Raw genomic sequence first — 21,880 nt, 5'->3', positions numbered from 1 at the left:
TCAGCCGCTCACGGCCACCCGGTTCCCACGGCCGGTCCCCGTGCGGCGACCGGTCACTGCCGCCAGTCCCCCCGGGCCCGTCGCCGGTCGTCGCGGATCCGCTCCTGCCGGTCCCGGCGGCGGACGAAGTCGCTCGGTTCGAGATCACCTTCCATGAGCCGCCCGACCAGGAGACCGACGACGCCCAGCCCCAGCACCAGCAGGAAGGTCCAGAAGTTGCCGAAATACGCGGCGAAACCGAGCGCCATTCCGGCCATCAGGCCCACCACGGCCTTGCTCATCACGCGCTCCTTCGCTCAAGGCTCATCACGCGCTCCGTCGCTCGAGCGTGCCGCTCCGCCCGGCTACTGGATCCGTTGCCGCTCCTCGCCCTCGTCCTCCTCGTCGGGCAGCTTCACGTCGCTGACCGTGATGTTGACCTCGACGACTTCCCGGCCCGCCATCCGCTCCACCGCGGAGATCACGTTCTCCCGCACCGCACCGGCCACGTCCGTGATCGAGACGCCGTAGTCGACGACGATCTCCAGATCGATGGCCGCCTGAAGCTCTCCGACCTCGACGCTGACCCCACGCGTGACGGACTTGCCGCTACCGGCGCCGGGCATCCGTTCGCGCACGGATCCCATCGAACGCGCGAATCCGCTGCCAAGGGCGTGGACGCCGAGCACGTCGCGTGCCGCCATTCCGGCGATCTTCTCCACCACCACGTCGGCGATGGACGTCCGGCCGCGAGAAGCGGGCGCCCCACCGTGTCGTACGCCGGTGTTCTCGGTCATGGGGACATTCCTCCCTTGTGAGGCCCGCGCGGCACTCACAAGGGAAATAATAGTCTTTTTGGTGCATTTCGCCGGATTTATGGAGCAGGGAGCGGTTCAGCGGCTCTGGTCGGCGCCCCGCCCCGGGGTGCCCGAAAGCCGTGCCCCGGGCGCTCGGCGATTTTCCCGGCCGTTCGGAGGACGCTGCGCCCGACGCCGGCGCGCTTCCCGCCTCGCGGGGCATCCCTTGACGGGACGAAAGGGAGACATGATGCCGCTCTACCTGTCGAGGTTCAGCTACACGCCGCAGACCTGGGCACGGCTGATCGACCACCCGGAGGACCGGGCACGGGCCGCTCAGTCGTACATCGAGTCCGTCGGCGGGACGCTCCACGGTTTCTGGTACGCCTTCGGCACCCACGACGGCTACAACCTGTGGGAGGCCCCGGACGACGTGTCCATGGCCGCGGTCGCGCTGGCGATCAGCGGGGGCGGTGCGCTCAGCTCGTTCGAGACGACGGTCCTGCTGACCGTCGACGAAACGCTGAAGGCCCTGCGCACGGCTCAGCGCGTCCAGTACCGGGCTCCCGGCGCGTAACGGCCGGCCCGGCTTCCGCGACCCGGTCCGGGCGACAGGGCCCGGACCGGGCAACAGGACCCGCGGCCCGGTTCAGGCGGCAGGAACCCGCGGCCCGCCGCCCCCCTCGCCCGACCCTCACGGCCACAGCAGCCCCCGGGACCAGCCGTCCGCGGCCCGCCGGTAGGCCAGCCGGACGTGCCGGCGCCCCGCGTCGCCCTGGAAGAACTCCACCTCGTCCGGGCGGAGCCGGTACAGGGTCCAGGTGGGCGACTCGGCGGCCGGGTTCGCGCGGGCGACGTCCCAGGCGACGGCCGACGCGGCCGCCAGTTCCTCCAGCGAGGCCAGGCTCTCGCTCTGGCGGCCGGTGAGGGCGGCGGCCAGGGCCCCCGTCGACCGGGCGTGCAGGTCCGCCCGGGCCTCCGCGGCCGGGGCGGCCGTCACCGGGCCGCGCACGCGCACCTCGCGGCCCAGCACGGGCCAGTAGAAGGTGAGGGCCGCGAACGGACGGTCCGTGAGCTGGCCGCCCTTGCGGCTGGTCACGTGCGTGCCGAAGGACCAGCCGTCCTCGTCCGCGCCGTGCAGGATCACGATCCGCGCGTCCGGCAGGCCGTCCCCGTCCGCGGTCGACAGGGTCATGGTGTGCGGCTCCCGCTCGCCCGCCGTGACCGCCTCGGCGAACCAGCCGGTGAACAGCGCCAGCGGCTCGGCGGGGGCCGCCGCCGGGTCGAAGGGCGGCAGCTCGGTCACCTCCGGGTCCCATACCCGCAGCGACCTCAGCAGCTCGTGAAGATCCGTGGCATCCGTTCCCATGGTCCGAGTATCGGTCAGGGCGGACGAGGGGGGCGCGGGAGATCCGCCCGCCCCGGCTCAGCCGCCGATGGCCAGCCGCTGGACCAGGAGGAGCGCCCCGATCCCCGGCATCGCCGCCCCCGACGTCCGGGTGACCGCGCGGGCCGCCGCCGGGCGGGCACCCAGCAGTCTGCGGGCCAGGCCGCCCACCGGCTCGGGCCGCCCACTGGCTCGGGCCGCCCACCGGCTCGGGCTGCCGCCCACCGGCTCGGGCCGGCGCGTGCCGCGGGCGTCCTCGAGTCGGGCCCCCACAACGCGGCAGGCGGCGGTCCGTCCGGATCACCGGACGGACCGCCGCCTGCCAGACAGGACGGGGGACGTGGGAAAAAAGAAGGGTCGCGGCTGCCGCGGGCTACTTCGTCGGCTTCTTGCCCGTCATGCCCAGGTGCACCAACAACGCCACGTTCGGCTTGAGTTCAGCCTGCTTGACGCCCCACGCGGTGAAACCCTTCTGGTGCGAGGCGACCGCCGCGAGCATCGCGACCAGCGAACCGGCGATCGCGGCCGGGTTCACGTCCTTGTCGACCTTGCCCTTGGACTGCAACTCGGCGACGGCGTCCGCGAGGGAGTTGTTCACCGAGTTGAGGATCTTCATGCGGAGCTTGTAGAAGCGCTTGTCGCCCTCGGCCGCGCCGAGGTCGACGACGCGCAGGATCGCGTCATTGCGCTTCCAGAACTCCAGGAACTCGTCGACGAGTTGCTGCGCGGTCTGCCAGCCGGCCTTGCCGACCCAGGACCGCCCCTCCAGTACCTCGGTCAACCCGGCGCTCTCGGCGGCCATTTGCTCCGCGATCTCCAGGACGGCGCCCTCGACGTCCGGGAAGTACTGGTAGAAGGTCGCGGGTGAAGTGCCCGCCTTGCGGGCGACATCGATGACCTTGACGTCCCGGTAGGGAGAGGAGCTGAGCATCTCGCTGAGGCAGTCGAGCAATTTCTGCCGCGTCGCCTGCCCGCGCCGACCGGCCACGCGGCCGTCGACGGTACGCACTTGTCCTGTCATGACGTCAGCTTACCGACGGGTGATCTGAGCGCGATTCGGCCGACTGCAAATGGGGTGCGCGGGGGTCCGGAGGAAGGTGTGCCTGGTCTGCGGCTTGCGTGAAGCGCCGTTAGGTTGGCTGTATGGCCGAAAACAGGGCACCGGTGTACGCGGAGGGCGTCCCCTGCTGGGTGGACGCGCAGCTCCCCGACGTGGACGCGGGCAAGCGGTTCTACGGGGAGCTGTTCGGGTGGGTCTTCGAGGAGGCGTACGGCTCCTCCGTGTGGGCCCGGCTGGACGGTGAGCCGGTCGCCGCGCTCGCCCACAAGACGGACGGCCGGATGCCCACCGTGTGGACGGTGTCCTTCGCGACCCCGGACGCGGAGGCGACCGTGCGCCGCATCCGCACGGCCGGCGGGCAGGTGGTGACCGCGCCGACGCCGGTCGACGGGGCGGGCGTCGCGGCCCTGGCCGCCGACCCCGAGGGCGCGGTCTTCGGCCTGTGGCAGGCGGGCGGCCACCCGGGTTTCGGGGTGCGGCACAGACCCGGCGCGTTCGCCTGGGCGCAGCTGTACGCCCGTGACACCGGGGCCGCCAACACCTTCTACGGCCACCTCTTCCACGAGGCCCTGTTCGGACCGGGCGCCGAGCCCGACTTCGGACGGGCGCCGGTCTCGGACGTCTTCCCCGAGGTCATGCCGCCGCACTTCCTCGTCCACTTCGGCGTCGAGGACTGCGAGGCGGTGCTCGGTACGGTGAGCAGGCTCGGGGGGCGGGTCCAGGCGGGGCCGTTCACCGCCTCGTACGGAACGGTGGCCGTCGTCACCGACAATCAGGGGGCGTCGTTCGCGCTGCTCCAGCGCTGAGCCGTCCCGGGCGTGCGGCCGGGGCCGGTGCGGGAGCGGGTGCGGGGACGTACGTGCGGGCCGGGCACCTGTGCACGCGCCTACTTGCGCGTATATGAAATGAGACACCCCGATTGTCACGGGGTTCGCAACCGGTGGCCCGGCCAGGAAGAATCGGGGTGCGTGCCGCCACGGCGGTGCGGTGGTGAGACGCTGCACGGGGTCGCGTACACATGTGGGTGGCGCGGCCCGTACGGGGAGGTGGCAGGCAAGTGGTGGATCAGCTGACGCAGCACGATCCGCGGCGGATCGGGCCGTTCGAGGTGCTGGGACGGCTGGGGGCCGGCGGCATGGGGCTGGTCTATCTCGCACGTTCGGCCTCGGGCCGGCGGGTGGCGATCAAGACGGTCCGCACGGAACTGGCCGAGGACCAGCTGTTCCGGGTGCGCTTCACCCGCGAGGTGGAGGCGGCGCGGGCGGTCTCCGGCTTCTACACGGCCGCGGTCGTCGACGCCGATCCGCGGGCCGCCGTGCCGTGGCTGGCCACCGCCTACGTGCCCGCGCCCTCCCTCGAGGAGATAGTGAACGACTGCGGGCCGCTCCCGGCCCAGGCGGTGCGCTGGCTGGCGGCGGGCATCGCGGAGGCCCTCCACTCCATCCACGGCGCCGGGCTCGTCCACCGCGACCTGAAGCCCTCCAACGTCCTCGTCGTCGAGGACGGCCCCCGGGTGATCGACTTCGGCATCGCCTCCGGCGTCTCCAACACCCGTCTGACGATGACGAACGTCGCCGTCGGCACCCCCGCCTACATGTCCCCCGAGCAGGCCAAGGACTCGCGCAGCGTCACCGGCGCCAGTGACGTCTTCTCCCTCGGCTCGACCCTCGTCTTCGCGGCCACCGGACACCCCCCGTTCCACGGCGCCAACCCGGTCGAGACGGTCTTCATGCTGCTGCGCGAGGGCCCCGACCTGGCCGGCCTCCCGGACGAGCTGCGCCCGCTCATCGACTCCTGCATGCAGATGGAGGCCGCCGGCCGGCCCAGCCCCGCCGACCTCCAGGCCCAGCTGGCCCCGCACCTGTTCGGCTCCGGCTCCGACGACAGCGGTACGGCGTCGGCCTGGCTGCCCGAGAAGGCGGTCACCCTCATCGAGACGCGCCGCGGCGGCCGGCCGTCCGTCAAGGCGGCGCCGAGCCACCGCGGCGTCGGCATGGCCCGCCCCGCCGTGCCGCCGCCGCCCGCGCACGACCCCGTGGTGCCCGGCCCCGCCCGTACCGCGCCCGCGCCCGTCGCGGTCGGCGCCCCCGACACGGGGCCCGTCCGGCTCGCCGGAGCGGCCGTGCCGATCGGCCCCGGCCCGCGGGTCGCCGACGTGCGCGCCACCGCCGCCGTCAAGGCGCCCGTGCCCGATCCCGGCCTGGTCGCCTCCTGGTCCCGGCCCCGCCCCACCGCGGCCGGCGCCGAACCGGCCCCCACGGCCGCGCCCCCGGCCGCCGCGGTGACCCCGGCGGGCTGGCGCCCCTGGCGGTTCCGCATGTCCAACGACGTGTGGGGCACCCCGGCCGTCGCGGGCGACCTCGTCTACGTCACCTCCTTCGAGGTGCACGCCCTGGACGTGGCCACCGGCCGGCGTCGCTTCAAGACGCGTGACGTGGCCTGGTCGATGGCGGTGGCGGACGGCCGTGTCGTCGCCTCCGACGGCCCCACCCTGTTCGCGCTGGACGCCCGCGAGGGCACCGACCTGTGGCGGCTGCCCACCGACTCCTGGGTGTACTGCCTCAGGGCCGACCGGGGCACCGTCGTCACCGGCACCCGCGGCGGCGGCGTCCAGGCCTGGGAGGCCTCCACCGGGCACAAGCTGTGGGAGGTCACCGGCTGCCAGACCGACTTCGAGTCCCCCGAGGCGGGCCCCGCCCTCCACGACGGCACGGTCTACCTCTGGCAGGACGCCCGCCTGCGCGCCCTCGACGCCCGCACCGGCGACGAACGCTGGTCGTACCCCATCGGCGACTCCGCCTCCTGCGGCGGCGTCCCGGTCCGGGTGACCGCGGCCCCCGACGGCTACGTCTACGTCTCGGCCGGCACCCGCGTCCTCGCCGTCGACGTGGCGAGCGGCATGGTCCGCTGGCACTTCGAGGCCCCCGCGGTCTTCCTCTCCCCGCCCACCTTCGTCCCCGGCCCGGCGGTCACGGGTGGCGGCGTCTACCTCGCCGACTACCTCGGCACGGTCTACGCCCTCGACGCCACCGACGGCCGCGACCGCTGGCGCATCGCCACCGAGGCCCGCTCCTCGGTCGACCCGGTGCTGGTCGCCGCGGGCCACGTCCACGTGGGCAGCGGCAAGGGCCTCTACACCCTCGACGCCGTCACCGGCACGCCCAAGTGGCGCTTCCAGGCGGGCGGCGACATCGTCGGCACCCCCGTGGTGGCCGAGGGCCGCATCCACTTCGGCTCCACCGACCACCTCCTCTACACCCTCAAGGCCGACGACGGCCGCCTGCGCTGGAAGCTGGCGACCGGCGGCGAGATCACCGGCTCCCCGGTGGTCCGTGACGGCGTCGTCTACGCGTGCAGCAAGGACCGCTGCGTCTACGCCCTGGACGCGGAGAAGGGCACGGGCACGGCGCGGACGGCGTGACGCCCCGGGCGCCGGGGCCCGCGGTGCCACGCACCGTGCCCCGCCGTGCCGGGGACCGGCCGGTCGCCCCACAGTGACATGCTCGTGACAGCAGGTGCCTAGGCTGGTCCCCATGGACCGACGGGGACGCACACTCAGGCTCACGGTGACGGCGGCACTGGTGGTACTGGCGCTGACCGGCTTCTCCACCGGACGCGGCCACGGGAGCAGCACGCACGGGGGCTCGCACGGGGGCGGCGGGGGAGGCGGGTGCAGCAGCTCGAGCCAGGACCACGACGGTTCGTCCAGCGGCGGCGGATCGTCCTCGTCCGGGTCGAGCGGGTACCACGACTACGACCACGACGACCACGGCGACGACTACGACTACGGCGACGGGTCGGGCGGTTCGAGCGGTTCGGGCGGGCCGTCGTCCCCCACCGCGGAGGCCACCTCCGAACCGGCGACCGTGGAGCTGGTGAGCTGCGCGACGAAGGACCGGCCGTACGCCACCGTCGAGGTCGCCAATCCGAACGGCGCTCCCGGCGACTTCGACGTCGCCGTGTTCTTCATGGACGCGGACACGGTGGCGATCGACGAGGCCCGTTCGACGGTGAACGTGCCCGCGAACGGCACGAAGAGGGTCCGGGTGGAGTTCGACGGCGGTGCGCCGGGCGAGGTCCTCGACCACTGCGAGGTCGCCTCCACCGCCCCCGACGCCCTTTCCGGCGGCTGACCTCGGCGCGCCCGGAAGCGGTGCGGGGCGCGCGGCGGGCGCCCCGCGTGTGCTCAGCCGAGGACGCGGACGGCCTGGTAGTAGGTCCAGGCCGTGCTGTTGCAGGAGGTCTTGGTGGCGCCGGCGTAGTTGTTGCACACGCGCTTGAGGTCCTCGTGGAAGGCGCTGTCGAGGCGGGACTTGTTGGCGTCGAAGGCGCCGATGGCCTTGTAGTTGCGGTAGCCGAAGTCGTGCCGGGCGCAGGAGGTGGAGAAGGGGAAGCCGAACGGGTTGTCCGGCGAGGAGGAGCAGTGGTCGGTCGACCAGTCGAAGCCGTACGCGGACCAGGCGGACTGGTTCGAACGGGCGGCCGTCCACGAGCTGTAGCTGGACGCGCTGGTCTGCGTCCAGCCCGCGAGGACCTGGGGCTTGTCGGCGGGAGCGGCCTCGGCGGCGGTCGTGGTGACGAACACGGCGCCGAGGGCGAGGGCCGGGGCGGCGAGAGCGGTGGCGAGTCTGCGGTGCATTCCCACACCTCCATACGGCTGTTGCCCGTCCCTCGGGCAACAGGTGCATGACAAGATGATTGCCTTGTGCGGGACGTGCTCACACCCCGTCAGGCCGACGGCTCCGTGAACTCCGCGATGCGGCAGGCGAGCGGAACATGACGCACCGCTTCGTGCCGGCCCGGCGGCGACCGCCGGACACACCTCGGCCGCGGCGGCTCCCCTCCGCGCCGCCGCGGCCGATCGGTCCCCGTCGTGATGAAGCCCTACTTGCCGCCGCCGCCCAGGTCCAGGGCGGGCGGGGCCGGCATCGCGTTGTTGAGCGTGGTGACCGCCTCTTCCGCGGCGGGCTCGCTCGGCATCGCGTTGTTGAGCGTGGTGATCGTCTCGTCCGTCGCGGGCGGCGTGGGCATCGCGTTGTTCTGCGGTGCGACGGGCGCGTCCTTCTTCTGGTCCATGAGGCTGCGTTCCTCTGCTGTGGTGACGTGTGAGGAACGCCCGTCCGGAGGCTCCCCCGAGTGCTGCCGGACGGGCGCTCGGAGCCGCACCCTAACTGGTCGGCTCCCGGCCGGACCGCCTGCCCCCCGACGCGACGGTCCGACCCGTAAGACAGTGCCGGGTGCCGATAAACAAACGCTGAACGTCCGTCACCGGGCTTCCGCGGGCGCTTCGTTCACCCGGCCGTCGCGGGTGCCAGCAGCCCGCGCACGTCGGCGGACTCGGGTGCGCCGCTCTGCTCGTAGAGGGTGAGCGCGTCCTGCCAGCACGCTCTGGCCCGGTCCGCCTGGGCCAGGGCGGACAGCGCCCGCCCCAGGAGCGTCAGGACGTTCCCCCGCATCCGGTCACCGCCGATGCAGCCCAGGGTGAGCGCCAGTTCGGCGTGCTGCGCCGCCCGTGCGGGGCGGCCCGCGGCGAGATGCACCTGCGCGATCCGGAAGTTGGTCACCCCTTCCCACAGTCGCTGCCGGTGCTCGTTGAAGATGCGCAGGGCGTCGGCGAACTCGGTCAGCGCCTCGGCGTGACGGCCGGCCTGGGTCAGCGCGACCCCGAGCGCGAAGTGGCTGTTGGCCAGCCGCACCGACCGGCCGATCTCACTGTGCGCCGCGAGCCCGCGGCGCGCGATCTCGACGGCCTTGTCGGTGTCGCCCATCCCGAGGTACGCGCGGGACAGGTTGCCCAGGGCGGTCGCTTCGAAGGGCCGGTTGCCCGCGGCCCGCAGACCTTCCAGGGCCTGGTCGAAGAAGACCTTGCCGTCGCCGAACCTGCCCTCGTGCAGGCAGACGAGCCCGCGGTTGTTGGCCACCCAGCTGACGGCGGTGGCGTCTCCCGCGGCCCCCGCCAGCTCCATGGCGACCCGGGCCTCGTCCTCCGCCTGCCGGATGCGGCCGGAGACCAGGAGGACGTCGCTGAGGACCGTGCGTGCCCGGCCCTCCGCCCGCGCGTCGCCCATGTCCCTGGTGGCGTCGCAGGTGGCCCGTGCCGCCGTCTCGTACTGGTGGGAGTCGGCGCCCGACTCGGTCAGGTCCTTGGCCGCCCATAGCAGGTCGACGGCCCGGCGCAGCCGCTCCGTTCCCGCCGCCTGCCGTACGCAGGCCAGCAGCGGACCCGCCTCCGTGTACAGCCAGTCCAGGGCCGCCGCCCCCTCGGCGAAGCCCAGCCCCGGATAGCTGGTGGGCTCCAGGTCGTCGACCAGCCGGTCACGGGGGTGCTCGATCGCGTACACCCCCGCCGCCGTGGCCAGGTAGAAGTCCAGCAACCGCGACAGCGCCGCCCCCCGCTCGCTCGGCGGCCACTCGTCCCGCTCCGCGCAGGCGCGCGCGTAGAGGCGGACCAGGTCGTGGAAGCGGTAGCGGCCCGGCGCGGCCGACTCCAGGAGGGAGGTGTCGACCAGCGACTCCAGCAGGTCCTCGGTCTCCTCCGGCGGCAGGTCGAGCACGGCCGCCGCCGCCGCGAGGGACACGTCGGGGCCGTCGGCCAGGCCGAGCAGGCGGAACGCGCGGGCCTGGGCCGGTTCCAGCTGGCCGTAGCCGAGTTCGAAGGTGGCCTTGACGGCGAGGTCGCCGGCCTGGAGTTCGTCGAGGCGGCGGCGTTCGTCGGCGAGCTTGGCGGCGAGGACGGACACCGTCCAGGTGCGCCGGGCGGCCAGCCGGGACGCGGCGATGCGGATCGCCAGGGGCAGGAAGCCGCAGGCGGCGACCACGTCCAGCGCGGCCTTGCGCTCCGACGCCACCCGTTCCTCGCCGACGATCTTCGTGAAGAGCGCGAGGGCCTCCTCGGGCGACATCACGTCCAGGTCGACGAGGTGCGCCCCGGCCAGGTCCACCATCCGCACCCGCGAGGTGACCAGGGCCGCGCAGCCCTCCGTGCCCGGCAGCAGCGGACGGACCTGGGCCGCGTCCCTGGCGTTGTCCAGCAGGACCAGCACGCGCCGGCCGTCCAGCACCGAGCGGTACAGCGCCGCCCGCTCCTCCAGGGAGTCCGGGACGGCCGAGTCGGGGGTGCCGAGGGCACGGAGGAAGGCGCCCAGGACCGTGACGGGTTCGGCGGCCCGCGCGCCGGCACCCTGGAGGTCGATGTAGAGCTGCCCGTCGGGGAAGGCGGGGCGGGCCCCGTGGGCCACGTGCACGGCGAGGGTCGTCTTGCCGACGCCGCCGATGCCCGCCAGCGCCGACACGGCCATCACCCGGCCACCGCCGCCGCCCTCGCCGGACGCCCCGGCGAGCACCTCGCTCAGCTCGGTCACGAAGGCGGAGCGGCCCGTGAAGTCGGGCACAGTGGCCGGGAGTTGCGCGGGCCGCACCGGTGCGGCGGACGGCTCGGCCTGCGGCGCCGAGGGCTCCGCCAGGTCCGGGTCGGCCTGGAGGATGCGGCGCTGGAGCTCGCGCAGGCCCGGTCTCGGGTCGACGCCGAGCTCCTCCGCCAGCAGGCGCCGGGTGTCTGCGTACACGGCGAGGGCCTCCGCCTGCCGGCCACCGCGGTACAGCGCCAGCATCAGCAGCTCCCGCAGCCGCTCGCGCAGCGGGTACGCCGCCGTCAGCGCGGTCAGTTCGGAGACGGCCTCCGCGTGGCAGCCCTGCTCCAGGTCCAGGTCCAGGCGGGATTCGAGCAGGCCGAGCCGCCACTCCTCCAGCCGCACGCGCTGCGCCTCCGCGTACGGGCCGGGCACGCCGGCCAGCGTCTCCCCGTCCCACAGGCCGAGCGCGCGGTTCAGCAGGTCCCGCGCCCGGCCGAGGGCACCGGACGCCCTCGCCTTCTCCGCCTCGGCGGCCCACTCCTGTGCCACCGCCAGGTCCAGGGCGCCCTCACCGAGCCCGCGCACCGCGTATCCGCCCGACTCGCTGACCAGGACGCCCGGGTCGAGGACCTTCCGCAGCCGGGAAGCGTACGTCCGCACCGCCGCGAGCGCCTGCGACGGCGGCTCCTCGCCCCACAGCGCGTCGATCAGCTCGGCGGCGGTGGCCGTACGGCCCTCGCGCAGCAGGAGGGCGGCGAGCAGGGCGCGTTGCTGGGGTGAGCCGGTGGCCAGCGGCTCCTCGCCGCGCCGGGCGCGCACCGGGCCGAGCACGTCGAAGCGCAACGCCGACGGCTCCCGGTGGGAGTCGTGACGCTTCTGCTCCGGCACGCGCGGTACACGGTCGTCCATCGGGCTCCCCCTAGGCATGATGACCAACTATGTCAGTTTGCCCTGTACTTGCCCGGACCGTCAGCCGTGGGAGACGCCGATCACAGGGCGGCGCACGGGAGTTCACACGGCCACCACACGATCTGCGCACACTTCGTCCGCAGCGGCCCACCGAAGGCTCCCGGCACCGTCGATGACGACGCGTCAGATCGGCCTTCCCGCATCCTTGTCGATCAGGCGTCCAGATCCACCCGCACGGTCAGCAGGTTCGTCCCGAGGGCCCGCACCGCCGCGCTGTTGAACCGGGGCAGGCCGCGCAGCCGTGCCACCGGGTCGTCGTCGGGCAGCAGCCGCGCCGTGCCCGTGTGCCACCGCCCGCCGATCCGCACCCGTACCCGCGGATCGGCCTTGATGTTGCGCACGTACTGGGACCGCTCCCCGAACTCCGACACCAGCCAGAAGACGTCCCCGACCCGGCGGCCGCCCACCGGCGTGCGCCGGGGCAGACCGGAGACCCGGCCGGTGGTCTCGACGACGGTCTGGAAGGGCAGGCGCCGCAGCAGCGGGTTGAGACGGCGCTGGAGGGCGGTGGTGACGCGGAACCGTCGGTCGTCGGGGCGGGACATCGTCGGTGCGACTCCTTCGTACGGCAGGCCGGTCGAACTGTCACGTCCATCGTCCCGGACGCCTGCGCGACGAAGGCCGCGGGTGACCGCGGACGCCGGCCGGCTCCGACGAGGTCAGTCCCGGCTCCGCCGGCCGATCGAGTCGAGGAGGGCGGCGAAGGCGGTGGGGGTGGTGGTGAGGACGGTTCGTGCGGGGTCGGCGGATTCGGTGAGGTGGACGGCGGCGGGGGAGGAGGCTATGTGGACGCAGGATTCGCCCTGACCGCAGTACGACGACTTCTGCCAGGTGTACGTATGCATCGGCTTCCCTCACAGGTCGTGGATGAGGTGGTGGATGAAGTCCCGGGACTTCGAGGGCTCCAGTGACACGTGCTCCATCCGGTCCAGCAGCACGCGGTACATCTCCAACTGGGCTTCGGCGTCCACGAGCACAGGGCCATGAGACTGGTCCAGCGAGACCGTGTCGAGGCGGGCCACAGGCCCCGACGCGTAGTGGACGTTCTGTCCTGATCCCGGGTAGGCGCCGATGGCGAACGGGATCACCCGGATGGTGACGTGCTCGCGCTCGCTCTGCTCGACCAGGTGCTGCAACTGGTGCTTGGCGACGGCGGGTCCGCCGACGGGGACGCGGAGGGCGGCCTCATGGACGACTGCGCGGAACGTGGTGGGAACACTCTGCTCCAGTACCGCCTGGCGCTGAAGCCGGTGGTTCACCCGATGCTCGATGTCCGACCGTGTGAGCTCGGGGACGACCTGCCGGAAGATTTCACGAGCATGGTCGGTGGTCTGAAGCAAGCCCGGGATATGTGCGGTGTTGGCGGACCGGAGGGCGGTGGCGTGGAACTCCAGCTCCGCGATGTTCAGGAACGTCGGGGGCAGCACCTCTCGGAACGTCTCCCACCAGCCACGCGTCCTGTCGTTCGCCATGTCGACCAGAGCTTCGACGAACTCCTGATCGGTGCAGGTGTACGCGTGGGCCATCGCGCGAACTCGCTCCGGACTCACGCCGAACCTTGCCGACTCGACGTTGCTGAGTTGACCCGAACTGGTGCCGAGCAGCTTCGCAGCCTCGGTTGAGGTCAGCCCCGCTCGTTCGCGGAGTTTGCGCAGCTCCGTCGCGAGTCGTACCCGACGGGCGGTTGGTGCGGGCCTTGGAGTCATGAGGTCTCCTCGGGCCGGGCGCCCCCGCCTCTTGTCACCCATACGAGGGGCAAAAAGCCGAGATTCTTCGAAATCTCGCAAAGCATCTTTGCGTGACCTCTACCTTTTTCATCAGGGCCTCCGTCTGGAAGCGCACCGTGGGACGCCACGGCAGAGACACCAGGCACCCGTCCAACTCCCCTCAGTGACCGGAGACTTCTCATGGCCACCGTATCGCCGCCTTGGAACTACACCCTGCACCTCCCGCGAGATCCACGCGCACCGGGTGTCGCGAGGGGCGCCCTGCGCCTGATTCTCGCCGCCCACGAACTGCCCGAGCTGACCCCGACCGCGGAGCTGCTCGCGGCGGAACTGCTGACGAACTCGCACCGCCACACGACCGGCCTCTACGCCCTGAGGGTCCTGTCGCCGGAGCCCGGCCGGGTCCGCGTCGCCGTATGGGACGCGGACCCGAGGGTCCCGCCCGGCTTCTCGGAGGACAAGGGGGCCCCGCCCCTGGACGCCGAGAACGGCAGAGGCCTCCACCTCGTGCGGGCATGCGCGGACAAGGTCGGAGTGTCCGCGCTCGGGCACCTGGGCGCGTCGACCGGCGGCAAGCTGCTGTGGGCGGACTGCGTGGGTGGGGCGGCGTGGTGAGGACGAGCCGTCCGCGCGGGCTCGGCGCGGCCATACTGGAAGCCGGAGCCAGGCCCGCCCACCAGGAGCAGATCATGAGCGCACAGCCCGAACACGGCTGGGGAGCGATGCCCCTCCCGGAGATCCGTACGGTGGACGACCTGCGCGGCGCGCTCAGCCGCTACGGGTTTCCGGGCGACCGGGAACGCTTCGAGGAGGAACTGGCGGCAGCCGTAGGAGCCGCTCCCACCGACGACTTCGCAGGTGCCGCGGCGGTCGTCCGGGCCTACCGGCACCGGATCCTGATCAGGAACTCGCCCGAGGTCATGGCCGCCCTGGAAGACGCGCGGGCCGAAGGCGGCCGTACGTGAACGGAGTCCCGCTGGAGGAGGCCGAGCCTGCGAGGAAGGCGTTCGGCGACCTGACGGAGGGGGAGCGGGAGGTGGTCCGGGAAGCACTCGCGGCCATCGGCCGGGACCCCGCTGCGGGCCGGGAGATTCCCGGCTGGCGCCCGCCGTCCGTCGAGTACACGTACACGACGCCCCTCGCCCGCGACTCGGCCGAGGCGATCACGGTCGTCTACACGCACACTCACGGCATGGGTGTCACCGTCGTCTACTACTTCCGCGATCCACAGGTCGTGGACTGAGTTACACCGCCGGTCACCCCGTCACCGGCGTACGTCGCAGCCTCGGAGGGCGGGCTGCCCGCCCCACGGGGTGGAGGGGCGGGCAGCCAGGGGGCCGGCCCGCCGAAATTCGCTTGTGCGGCCTCGGCGCGCGGGCCAACGTCGCCGGATGACCACGCAGACCTCCCCCGTAGACCACGAGCTCGTCCGGGCCGCCGCGTACGTCGCCCGCACCCGCTGCCGGGGCGACCACCACACCATGGCGGCGGCGGCCCGCGCCCGGGACGGCCGGATCGTCACCGCGGTGAACGCCTACCACTTCACCGGCGGCCCCTGCGCCGAACTGGTCCTCATCGGCGCGGCGGCCGCCCAGGGCGCCTACGAGCTGGACACGATCGTCGCCGTGGGCGACCGCGACCGCGGGGTCGTCCCGCCCTGCGGCCGGTGCCGCCAGGTCCTCCTCGACTACTTCCCCGGCATCGGGGTCATCGTCGGCACGGACGACCGCGTCCGCACGGTCCCCGTCGCCGACCTGCTCCCCGAGACCTACGTCTGGGCCGACCACCAGCTCGACGCCGAGTAGCCCGTGCCGTGCGGCGAGCACCGGCCTCCTCGGCCGGCGGCGGACGTCGCCTGACGAGGAGGGGCCCTGACCGCCGGTGGAGCGTAAGCGTCTGCGTCGTCGCAGCGGTGCCGTCGCCCACACCGTCAGTCCCACGAGGGAGACGACCAGCGTTCCTCCGACGAGGACGGGGACGGCCGCCGCGAGGGCGAAGGCGAGCAGGAGTTCCGCCCGGCCCGGCTCCTCGCCCATCGTGCTTCCGCCCTGTGTCATGAGCGTCATGACGCGGACGGGACCGGGTCGGTTTCGGGGCCCGTCCGGAAGCCGGCGATGCCCGCTGCCCGCGGTGCCGTACCGGCGGCACCCCAATATGCCGACCGGTCGGTATGGACACCGGGCCGGTCTCCCGGTACAGATGACGGCGACGGCACCCGCGTCGAGGGGGCCGCACGAACCGCACAGCCGCACGAGCCGCACCGCCCAGAAAGCCGCACCACCGCACACCCAGAGCCGCCGCCCCGAAAGGCCGCCCCATGCGCATCGCCGTGACCATCTTCCTCACCGACGGGACGATCACGCCCACCCGCCTCGCCCGTGAGCTGGAGCAGCGGGGCTTCGCCGGGCTGTACCTCCCCGAGCACACGCACATCCCCGTCGAGCGCACCACCCCCTACCCCGCGGGCGGCGACCTGCCTCCCGAGTACGGCCGTACGCTCGATCCCTTCGTCGCCCTCGGGCAGGCGGCGGCCGTGACGGAGCGCCTGGGGCTCGGCACCGGGATCACCCTCGTCGCGCAGCACGACCCGATCGACCTCGCCAAGCAGATCGCGACCGTGGACCACCTCTCCGGCGGCCGCCTCACCCTCGGGCTCGGCTTCGGCTGGAACGTGGAGGAGGCCGCCGACCACGGCGTCGAGTGGCGTACCCGCCGCGAGCTGGTCCGCGACCGGATGGCGTTGATGCGGGCGCTGTGGAGCGAGGAACCCACCGCTTACGAGGGCGAGTTCGGTGGCGTGCGGGCCAGTCACGCGTACCCCAAGCCGGTGCAGAGGCCGCGCGGCCCCGTCACCGGACCCCGCACCCTCGTCGGCGGTGCCGCCGGTCCGAAGCTGTTCGCGCACATCTGCGAGTACGCCGACGGCTGGCTGCCGATCGGCGGGCGCGGCCTGTCCGAGTCGCTGCCCGTGCTGCGCGCGGCCTGGGCGGACGCGGGCCGGGACCCGGCGGGTCCCCAGGTCGTGCCGTACGCCGTCCACCCCTCGCCCGGCAAGCTCGCGCACTACGCCGAGCTGGGCATCGAGGAGGTCGTGGTGCAGCTCCCGCCGGCCGGGGAGGCGGACGTCCTCGCGGCCCTCGACGCGTGCGCCCCCTACCTGCCCGCAGCGGCTGACCTCGCGTGACGCCGACCGCCACGGGGGCCGACCACCAGTGTCACCGCGTAACGCATGCCACCGGGGGACGAGCCCGGCGTCCCCGCCGGTCCTGATCAGCCCGAACGTATGCTCAAGGGATGACGACTTCCGCGACCTCCGGAACCGGTCCCACCGAGAACTCGCTGCGTCGCGCCCTCAAACGTGCCCGGGACGGCGTCGCCCTCGACGTCGCCGAGGCGGCGGTCCTGCTCCAGGCCCGGGGCGAGCACCTCGTCGACCTGGCCGCGTCCGCCGCCCGGGTGCGGGACGCGGGCCTGGAGGCGGCCGGGCGGCCCGGCGTCATCACGTACTCGAAGAGCGTCTTCGTCCCGCTGACCCGGCTGTGCCGGGACAAGTGCCACTACTGCACGTTCGTCACCGTGCCCGGCAAGCTGCGGCGCGCCGGGCACGGGATGTTCCTGTCCCCGGACGAGGTGCTCGACATCGCCCGCAAGGGCGCGGCCCTCGGCTGCAAGGAAGCGCTGATCACCCTCGGTGACAAGCCCGAGGACCGCTGGCCCGAGGCGCGCGAGTGGCTCGACGCGCACGGCTACGACGACACCATCGCCTACGTCCGCGCGATCTCCGTCCGCGTCCTGGAGGAGACCGGCCTGCTGCCGCACCTCAACCCGGGCGTCATGACCTGGACGGACTTCCAGCGGCTCAAGCCGGTCGCCCCGTCGATGGGCATGATGCTGGAGACGACCGCGACCCGGCTGTGGTCCGAGCCCGGCGGCCCGCACTTCGGCTCCCCGGACAAGGAACCGGCCGTACGGTTGCGGGTCCTCGAGGACGCCGGCCGCTCCTCGGTCCCGTTCACCTCGGGGATCCTGATCGGCATCGGGGAGACGTACGAGGAGCGCGCCGAGTCGCTGTTCGCGCTCCGCAAGGTCTCCCGCGCCTACCACGGCATCCAGGAACTGATCATCCAGAACTTCCGCGCCAAGCCGGACACGGCGATGCGCGGCATGCCCGACGCCGAACTCGACGAACTGGTGGCGACGGTGGCCGTCGCCCGCCACCTCATGGGCCCGAGCGCCTGCCTCCAGGCCCCGCCCAACCTGGTGGACAGCGAGTACGAGCGCCTGATCGGCGCGGGCATCGACGACTGGGGCGGGGTGTCCCCGCTCACCATCGACCACGTCAACCCCGAACGCCCCTGGCCGCAGATCGACGAACTCGCGGCGCGGTCGGCGGCGGCCGGCTTCGAGATGCGCGAACGGCTGTGCGTCTACCCGGAGTTCGTGCGGCGCGGCGAGCCGTGGCTGGACCCGCGCCTGCTGCCGCACGTGCGCGCGCTCGCCGACCCGGAGACGGGCCTGGCCGCGGCGGACGCCGTCGTCGAGGGCCGGCCGTGGCAGGAGCCGGAGGACACCTTCGAGGCCACCGGCCGCACCGACCTGCACCGCACCATCGACACCGACGGCCGCACCTCCGACCGCCGCGACGACTTCGACGAGGTGTACGGCGACTGGGGCGCCCTGCGGGAGGCCGCCGCGCCCGGCATGGCACCGGAGCGCATCGACACCGACGTGCGGCAGGCGCTGACGACGGCGGCCGACGACCCGACGAAGCTGACGGACGACGAGGCGCTGGCCCTGCTGCACGCCGACGGGCCCGCGCTCGACGCCCTGTGCCGCGTCGCCGACGACGTCCGCAGGTCGGTGGTCGGCGACGACGTCACCTACATCGTCACGCGGAACATCAACTTCACCAACGTCTGCTACACCGGCTGTCGTTTCTGCGCCTTCGCGCAGCGCCGCACCGACGCCGACGCCTACACGCTCTCCCTGGAGCAGGTGGCCGACCGGGCCCAACAGGCCTGGGACGTCGGCGCGGTGGAGGTCTGCATGCAGGGCGGCATCCACCCGGACCTGCCCGGCACGGCGTACTTCGACATCGCGAAGGCGGTGAGGGAGAGGGTGCCGGGGATGCACGTGCACGCCTTCTCGCCGATGGAGGTCGTCAACGGCGCCACCCGCACCGGCCTGTCGATCCGCGAGTGGCTCACCGCCGCGAAGGAGGCCGGGCTCGGCTCGATCCCCGGCACGGCGGCGGAGATCCTCGACGACGAGGTCCGCTGGGTCCTCACCAAGGGCAAGCTGCCGACGGCGACCTGGATCGAGGTCGTCACGACGGCCCACGAACTGGGCATCCGCTCCTCGTCGACGATGATGTACGGCCATGTCGACCAGCCCCGGCACTGGCTCGGTCACCTGCGCACCCTGGCCGGGATCCAGCAACGCACGGGCGGCTTCACGGAGTTCGTGACGCTCCCCTTCATCCACACCAACGCGCCGGTGTACCTGGCGGGCATCGCGCGGCCCGGCCCGACCGTGCGGGACAACCGCGCTGTCACGGCGATGGCGCGTCTGCTGCTCCACCCGCACATCCCGAACATCCAGACCAGCTGGGTGAAACTGGGCGCCGAGGGCGCGGCCGAGATGCTCCGCTCCGGGGCGAACGACCTCGGCGGCACCCTGATGGAGGAGACCATCTCCCGCATGGCGGGCTCCTCCTACGGCTCCTACAAGTCGGTCCGGGACCTGATCGCGGTCGCCGAGGCGGCCGGCCGCCCGGCGAGGCCCCGCACGACCCTGTACGGCGAGGTCCCCGAGGAGCGGCAGCGGGCAGCCGCGGCGTCCGACGGCCACCTGCCGGAGCTGCTGCCGGTGCTGGACCGGGGGACCGGGGGACCGGGGAGCCGGGAGGCCGGAAGACCAAGGCATCCGCCGGGCTGAGGGCCGGGGGACCGGGAGCCTCGCAGTACGATGATCGGGCTCCCGGTGTCGGGGGCCCGAGACTGAGGAGATGCGTGCCCGTGCCTGCCCGACGGCTTCCTTCGTGGGCCTGGGTCACCGGTCTGACGGCCGGCGCGATCGTCGTGGTCGGCGCCCTGACGGTGCAGGCCGACAAGGGCCCGCACCCGACGGCGACGACGGCGAAGCCGTCCGCCTCCGCCTCCGCCTCCACGGACGCCAAGCCCTCGGCCTCCCCCTCCCCGGCCTCCACGGCCACGCCCGTCCCCGACGGCTCGGGCACGGGCCGCCGCGTCGTCTACTCCCTCGGCCAGGACCGGGTCTGGCTGGTCGACGCCGACGACCAGGCCCGCCGCACCTTCACGGTCTGGCCGGGCACCGTCGACCCGGCGTCCGGCAGCTACACGGTGTCCCTGCGCAAGGACGCCACCACCGGCTCCGACGGCGTGCAGATCGAGCACATCATCTACTTCTCCGCGAAGTCGGGCGTCAACATCGCCTTCTCCAACGCGGTCGACGGCTCCTCCCCGCCCCCCGCCGCGGGGACGCAGACCGGTGGCATCCGCATGCCGAAGGCGGACGGCGCGGCGCTGTGGGCGTTCGGCGCGACGGGGACGAACGTCCGGGTCGTCGAGTAGCGCGGTCGTCGGGTAGCGGGGCGTCGAGCAGCGGGGTCGTCGAGCGGCCGGGCGGGAGCGAACGTCCGGGGCGTCGGGCGACCGGCGATCAGGCCTCGGCGTCGACCGGCAGGTACTGCGCCAGCAGCACGACCCCGCCGAACACGAACGCCCGTGTCGCGGCGTCCAGCCCGTTCCAGTCCTCGGACTGCCACATCGCGAACCACTCCCCGCCGATCGCGATGAACCCGCCCCCGAACAGCAGCAGCACCATCAGCAGCCCGTACGTCGACACCTGCCGGGCCCTGCCGACGTCACGCCGCGCCCAGAACCACGTCCCCGCGGTCAGCACCAGCGCGGCGACGGTCTCCCAGACGATGATCAGCACGTAGGCGGCGTCCTGCACTCCCTCCGCGGTGATCGCCCGCCACATCAGGTCGTCGTCCCCGAACGTCGTGTCCATCGCCAGCACGTGCCGCACGAACTGCTGGTTGGTCCCGAAGTCGGTGATGTTCCCGAAGGCCACCAACGCGGTCCAGAGCGCGACCGAGGCGGTGAGCAGGGTGACGGCGAGGCGGAGGGCGCGGGACGTGGAGGTGGAGGTCGTGGCTGCCATGGGTGAGGTCTGCCCGGAAAGGGTGACTGACATGTCCACGGCCTCCCCCTCTTCCGATCCCGTTCGATTACAGTGACGAACGTCGTGCGTACGGACGGTGCCCGGGAGGTCTAGGTGGGTGCGACAGGCGGTGCCGTCTGGGGGCGTACCGAGCAGCAGGACTTCCGCAGCCGGGTGCGCGGCACCCTGCTCGGCGCCGCCGTGGGGGACGCCCTCGGGGCGGCCGTCGACCGGCTCGGGCTGGAGGAGATACGGCGGGCGCACGGGCCCGAGGGGCTCGTCGACCTGGCGCCCGCCCACGGGCGGCGCGGCGCCGTCACCCATCTCACCCAGCTGACCCTGTTCAGCGTGGACGGGCTGATCCGGGCCCAGGTCCGCCGCGACACCGGCGCCTGGCATCCACCGACCGATCTGCACCGGGCGTACCGGAGATGGGCCGCCACCCAGCGCGACTGGGGGCCCGACCTGCGCCGCGAGGACGACGGCTGGCTGGCCCACGAGGAGTGGCTGTACGTCCGCCGCGGCCCCGCCCGGTCCCTGCTGCTCGGCTTCGGCGACGACGTCATGGGCACCCTCGACGCACCCAAGAGCCCCGGCGAGGACGGCCCCGAGGCCACCGCCCGCTCGGCGCCCTTCGGGCTGCTCGTCGGCTGGGAGCCGCACCTGGTGGCGCAGTTGGCCGTGGAGTGCGCGGCGCAGACCCACGGCCACCCGTGCGGACACCTCACGGCGGGCGCGTACGCGGTCACCGTGCACGCGCTGGCCCGCGGCGACAGCCTCGACGGCGCGGTGCGGCGGGCGCTCGTCCTGCTGTCCGCCCGGCCGGGGCACGAGCCGGTGTCGGAGGCGCTGCGGCACGCGCTGGACGCCGTACGGCAGGGGACGCCCGGCCCGGCGCGGGTGGCGGAGCTGGCCGGGACGGGGACGGCCCAGGCCGTGCTCGCGGCGGCCGTCTACTGCGCCCTGGTCGCCGAGGACGTGCGGCACGGGCTGCGGCTCGCCGTCAACCACGACGCCCCGTCGGCCGCGACCGGCGCTCTGGCCGGCGGGCTGCTCGGGGCCCTGCACGGCGAGACGGCCCTCCCGCCTGCCTGGCTGGCCGAACTGGAGGGCCGTCCCACGATCCTGGAACTGGCGGACGACTTCGCGATGGAGATGACCCAGGGCCCGGCCCTGCACACCCCGGCGAGCGCCTCCCCGGGCTGGCTCGCCCGGTACCCGCGGGTCCTCTAGGTGTGCTGCTCGTACAGTTCGGGGAGGCGGCTGGCAGGTGGTTCGCCTGCGAGCGGGGTGTGTCCGTGGCGGTGACTGCAGGGGTGCGGCCGGTCCGGGAACGCGTCGCGTCGTTCCTGCTCCGACCGGTAGGGCGTCGCGTAGGCCCATTCGTCGAGCAGGGTGTGGTTGAGGCGTTCGGCCTGCCG

General features: G+C 73.3%; 23 protein-coding genes and 1 pseudogene. 12 read left to right on the top strand and 12 right to left on the bottom strand.

Going from position 1 to position 21,880, the window contains the following annotated elements; genetic code table 11:
- Positions 1–53: 53 nt before the first annotated feature.
- Positions 54–281 (bottom strand): hypothetical protein, encoded by a 228-nt coding sequence (locus tag ACGFQC_RS22780; RefSeq protein ID WP_363086714.1) that lies wholly within the window; start codon positions 279–281, stop codon positions 54–56.
- 63 nt (positions 282–344) lie between these two features.
- On the bottom strand, positions 345–776 hold the full coding sequence (locus tag ACGFQC_RS22775; protein WP_363086713.1) for an Asp23/Gls24 family envelope stress response protein: 432 nt from the start codon (positions 774–776) through the stop codon (positions 345–347).
- Positions 777–1,026: 250 nt separating this feature from the next.
- Here ACGFQC_RS22775 and ACGFQC_RS22770 point away from each other — a divergent pair, with 250 nt between their 5' ends.
- On the top strand, positions 1,027–1,353 hold the full coding sequence (locus ACGFQC_RS22770; protein WP_363086924.1) for a GYD domain-containing protein: 327 nt from the start codon (positions 1,027–1,029) through the stop codon (positions 1,351–1,353).
- A 117-nt stretch (positions 1,354–1,470) separates the two neighbouring features.
- Here the strand turns inward: ACGFQC_RS22770 and ACGFQC_RS22765 are convergent, their stop codons facing one another.
- From ACGFQC_RS22765 to ACGFQC_RS22755, 3 genes and pseudogenes are all read right to left on the bottom strand, one after another.
- Entirely contained in the window at positions 1,471–2,145 is a 675-nt protein-coding gene (locus ACGFQC_RS22765) for a pyridoxal 5'-phosphate synthase (RefSeq protein WP_363086712.1), read from the bottom strand.
- A gap of 57 nt (positions 2,146–2,202) precedes the next feature.
- Positions 2,203–2,334 (bottom strand): annotated as a pseudogene (locus ACGFQC_RS22760) (LysE family translocator); the annotation flags it as partial.
- A gap of 202 nt (positions 2,335–2,536) precedes the next feature.
- Complete coding sequence (locus tag ACGFQC_RS22755) at positions 2,537–3,172, bottom strand: TetR family transcriptional regulator (RefSeq protein WP_363086923.1); 636 nt, start codon at positions 3,170–3,172, stop codon at positions 2,537–2,539.
- A 134-nt stretch (positions 3,173–3,306) separates the two neighbouring features.
- On the opposite strand from ACGFQC_RS22755, the gene ACGFQC_RS22750 reads away from it, so the two are divergent.
- From ACGFQC_RS22750 to ACGFQC_RS22740, 3 genes are all read left to right on the top strand, one after another.
- Positions 3,307–4,029 (top strand): VOC family protein, encoded by a 723-nt coding sequence (locus ACGFQC_RS22750; RefSeq protein ID WP_363086711.1) that lies wholly within the window; start codon positions 3,307–3,309, stop codon positions 4,027–4,029.
- Positions 4,030–4,280: 251 nt separating this feature from the next.
- On the top strand, positions 4,281–6,644 hold the full coding sequence (locus ACGFQC_RS22745) for a serine/threonine-protein kinase (RefSeq protein WP_363086710.1): 2,364 nt from the start codon (positions 4,281–4,283) through the stop codon (positions 6,642–6,644).
- A gap of 112 nt (positions 6,645–6,756) precedes the next feature.
- Positions 6,757–7,356 (top strand): hypothetical protein, encoded by a 600-nt coding sequence (locus ACGFQC_RS22740; RefSeq protein ID WP_363086709.1) that lies wholly within the window; start codon positions 6,757–6,759, stop codon positions 7,354–7,356.
- Between the two features lie 53 nt (positions 7,357–7,409).
- Here ACGFQC_RS22740 and ACGFQC_RS22735 read toward each other — a convergent pair whose 3' ends face one another.
- From ACGFQC_RS22735 to ACGFQC_RS22710, 6 genes are all read right to left on the bottom strand, one after another.
- The gene (locus tag ACGFQC_RS22735) at positions 7,410–7,862 is read right to left on the bottom strand and encodes a phospholipase (protein ID WP_363086708.1); all 453 of its coding nucleotides are present in this window, start codon (positions 7,860–7,862) and stop codon (positions 7,410–7,412) included.
- Between the two features lie 245 nt (positions 7,863–8,107).
- A complete protein-coding gene (locus ACGFQC_RS22730) occupies positions 8,108–8,299 on the bottom strand; it encodes a hypothetical protein (protein ID WP_363086707.1) in 192 nt (63 codons plus the stop codon).
- A gap of 215 nt (positions 8,300–8,514) precedes the next feature.
- Positions 8,515–11,484 (bottom strand): BTAD domain-containing putative transcriptional regulator, encoded by a 2,970-nt coding sequence (locus tag ACGFQC_RS22725; protein ID WP_363086706.1) that lies wholly within the window; start codon positions 11,482–11,484, stop codon positions 8,515–8,517.
- 212 nt (positions 11,485–11,696) lie between these two features.
- Positions 11,697–12,089 carry a nitroreductase/quinone reductase family protein gene (locus tag ACGFQC_RS22720; protein ID WP_363086705.1) on the bottom strand — a complete coding sequence of 131 codons (393 nt, stop codon included), beginning with the start codon at positions 12,087–12,089 and terminating at the stop codon, positions 11,697–11,699.
- 114 nt (positions 12,090–12,203) lie between these two features.
- Positions 12,204–12,389 (bottom strand): DUF397 domain-containing protein, encoded by a 186-nt coding sequence (locus ACGFQC_RS22715; RefSeq protein WP_363086704.1) that lies wholly within the window; start codon positions 12,387–12,389, stop codon positions 12,204–12,206.
- A gap of 9 nt (positions 12,390–12,398) precedes the next feature.
- A complete protein-coding gene (locus ACGFQC_RS22710; protein WP_363086703.1) occupies positions 12,399–13,250 on the bottom strand; it encodes a helix-turn-helix transcriptional regulator in 852 nt (283 codons plus the stop codon).
- 201 nt (positions 13,251–13,451) lie between these two features.
- Between ACGFQC_RS22710 and ACGFQC_RS22705 the strand changes: the two genes are divergently transcribed.
- The 7 genes from ACGFQC_RS22705 (at position 13,452) to ACGFQC_RS22675 (ending at position 19,864) form a co-directional block, all read left to right on the top strand.
- On the top strand, positions 13,452–13,886 hold the full coding sequence (locus tag ACGFQC_RS22705; protein WP_363086702.1) for an ATP-binding protein: 435 nt from the start codon (positions 13,452–13,454) through the stop codon (positions 13,884–13,886).
- Between the two features lie 74 nt (positions 13,887–13,960).
- A complete protein-coding gene (locus ACGFQC_RS22700; RefSeq protein ID WP_363086701.1) occupies positions 13,961–14,236 on the top strand; it encodes a hypothetical protein in 276 nt (91 codons plus the stop codon).
- Positions 14,233–14,514: a hypothetical protein gene (locus tag ACGFQC_RS22695; protein WP_363086700.1), complete on the top strand. Its 282-nt coding sequence runs from the start codon at positions 14,233–14,235 to the stop codon at positions 14,512–14,514. Before ACGFQC_RS22700 ends, ACGFQC_RS22695 begins: the two co-directional genes overlap by 4 nt.
- 148 nt (positions 14,515–14,662) lie before the next feature.
- Positions 14,663–15,076 carry a cytidine deaminase gene (locus tag ACGFQC_RS22690; protein ID WP_363086699.1) on the top strand — a complete coding sequence of 138 codons (414 nt, stop codon included), beginning with the start codon at positions 14,663–14,665 and terminating at the stop codon, positions 15,074–15,076.
- A 512-nt stretch (positions 15,077–15,588) separates the two neighbouring features.
- On the top strand, positions 15,589–16,455 hold the full coding sequence (locus ACGFQC_RS22685; protein WP_363086698.1) for an LLM class F420-dependent oxidoreductase: 867 nt from the start codon (positions 15,589–15,591) through the stop codon (positions 16,453–16,455).
- Positions 16,456–16,565: 110 nt separating this feature from the next.
- The gene (locus tag ACGFQC_RS22680) at positions 16,566–19,208 is read left to right on the top strand and encodes a bifunctional FO biosynthesis protein CofGH (RefSeq protein ID WP_363086697.1); all 2,643 of its coding nucleotides are present in this window, start codon (positions 16,566–16,568) and stop codon (positions 19,206–19,208) included.
- A 74-nt stretch (positions 19,209–19,282) separates the two neighbouring features.
- A complete protein-coding gene (locus tag ACGFQC_RS22675; protein WP_363086696.1) occupies positions 19,283–19,864 on the top strand; it encodes a hypothetical protein in 582 nt (193 codons plus the stop codon).
- An 88-nt stretch (positions 19,865–19,952) separates the two neighbouring features.
- Here the strand turns inward: ACGFQC_RS22675 and ACGFQC_RS22670 are convergent, their stop codons facing one another.
- Complete coding sequence (locus ACGFQC_RS22670; RefSeq protein WP_363086695.1) at positions 19,953–20,459, bottom strand: DUF2165 domain-containing protein; 507 nt, start codon at positions 20,457–20,459, stop codon at positions 19,953–19,955.
- Between the two features lie 114 nt (positions 20,460–20,573).
- Between ACGFQC_RS22670 and ACGFQC_RS22665 the strand changes: the two genes are divergently transcribed.
- On the top strand, positions 20,574–21,692 hold the full coding sequence (locus tag ACGFQC_RS22665) for an ADP-ribosylglycohydrolase family protein (RefSeq protein WP_363086694.1): 1,119 nt from the start codon (positions 20,574–20,576) through the stop codon (positions 21,690–21,692).
- Positions 21,693–21,880 lie beyond the last annotated feature (188 nt).

The sequence above is a fragment of the Streptomyces sp. NPDC048734 genome, from assembly GCF_043198675.1.
Lineage (GTDB): Bacteria > Actinomycetota > Actinomycetes > Streptomycetales > Streptomycetaceae > Streptomyces.
This window is presented reverse-complemented; position numbering and strand designations above follow the sequence as displayed.

Excerpts from the sequence above, each read along its gene's own strand:
- ACGFQC_RS22780 (WP_363086714.1), bottom strand. The coding sequence starts at position 281 with ATGAGCAAGGCCGTGGTGGGCCTGATGGCCGGAATGGCGCTCGGTTTC.
- ACGFQC_RS22775 (WP_363086713.1), bottom strand. The coding sequence starts at position 776 with ATGACCGAGAACACCGGCGTACGACACGGTGGGGCGCCCGCTTCTCGC.
- ACGFQC_RS22770 (WP_363086924.1), top strand. The coding sequence starts at position 1,027 with ATGCCGCTCTACCTGTCGAGGTTCAGCTACACGCCGCAGACCTGGGCA.
- ACGFQC_RS22765 (WP_363086712.1), bottom strand. The coding sequence starts at position 2,145 with ATGGGAACGGATGCCACGGATCTTCACGAGCTGCTGAGGTCGCTGCGG.
- ACGFQC_RS22750 (WP_363086711.1), top strand. The coding sequence starts at position 3,307 with ATGGCCGAAAACAGGGCACCGGTGTACGCGGAGGGCGTCCCCTGCTGG.
- ACGFQC_RS22740 (WP_363086709.1), top strand. The coding sequence starts at position 6,757 with ATGGACCGACGGGGACGCACACTCAGGCTCACGGTGACGGCGGCACTG.
- ACGFQC_RS22735 (WP_363086708.1), bottom strand. The coding sequence starts at position 7,862 with ATGCACCGCAGACTCGCCACCGCTCTCGCCGCCCCGGCCCTCGCCCTC.
- ACGFQC_RS22730 (WP_363086707.1), bottom strand. The coding sequence starts at position 8,299 with ATGGACCAGAAGAAGGACGCGCCCGTCGCACCGCAGAACAACGCGATG.
- ACGFQC_RS22725 (WP_363086706.1), bottom strand. The coding sequence starts at position 11,484 with ATGGACGACCGTGTACCGCGCGTGCCGGAGCAGAAGCGTCACGACTCC.
- ACGFQC_RS22720 (WP_363086705.1), bottom strand. The coding sequence starts at position 12,089 with ATGTCCCGCCCCGACGACCGACGGTTCCGCGTCACCACCGCCCTCCAG.
- ACGFQC_RS22715 (WP_363086704.1), bottom strand. The coding sequence starts at position 12,389 with ATGCATACGTACACCTGGCAGAAGTCGTCGTACTGCGGTCAGGGCGAA.
- ACGFQC_RS22710 (WP_363086703.1), bottom strand. The coding sequence starts at position 13,250 with ATGACTCCAAGGCCCGCACCAACCGCCCGTCGGGTACGACTCGCGACG.
- ACGFQC_RS22705 (WP_363086702.1), top strand. The coding sequence starts at position 13,452 with ATGGCCACCGTATCGCCGCCTTGGAACTACACCCTGCACCTCCCGCGA.
- ACGFQC_RS22700 (WP_363086701.1), top strand. The coding sequence starts at position 13,961 with ATGAGCGCACAGCCCGAACACGGCTGGGGAGCGATGCCCCTCCCGGAG.
- ACGFQC_RS22690 (WP_363086699.1), top strand. The coding sequence starts at position 14,663 with ATGACCACGCAGACCTCCCCCGTAGACCACGAGCTCGTCCGGGCCGCC.
- ACGFQC_RS22685 (WP_363086698.1), top strand. The coding sequence starts at position 15,589 with ATGCGCATCGCCGTGACCATCTTCCTCACCGACGGGACGATCACGCCC.
- ACGFQC_RS22680 (WP_363086697.1), top strand. The coding sequence starts at position 16,566 with ATGACGACTTCCGCGACCTCCGGAACCGGTCCCACCGAGAACTCGCTG.
- ACGFQC_RS22670 (WP_363086695.1), bottom strand. The coding sequence starts at position 20,459 with ATGGCAGCCACGACCTCCACCTCCACGTCCCGCGCCCTCCGCCTCGCC.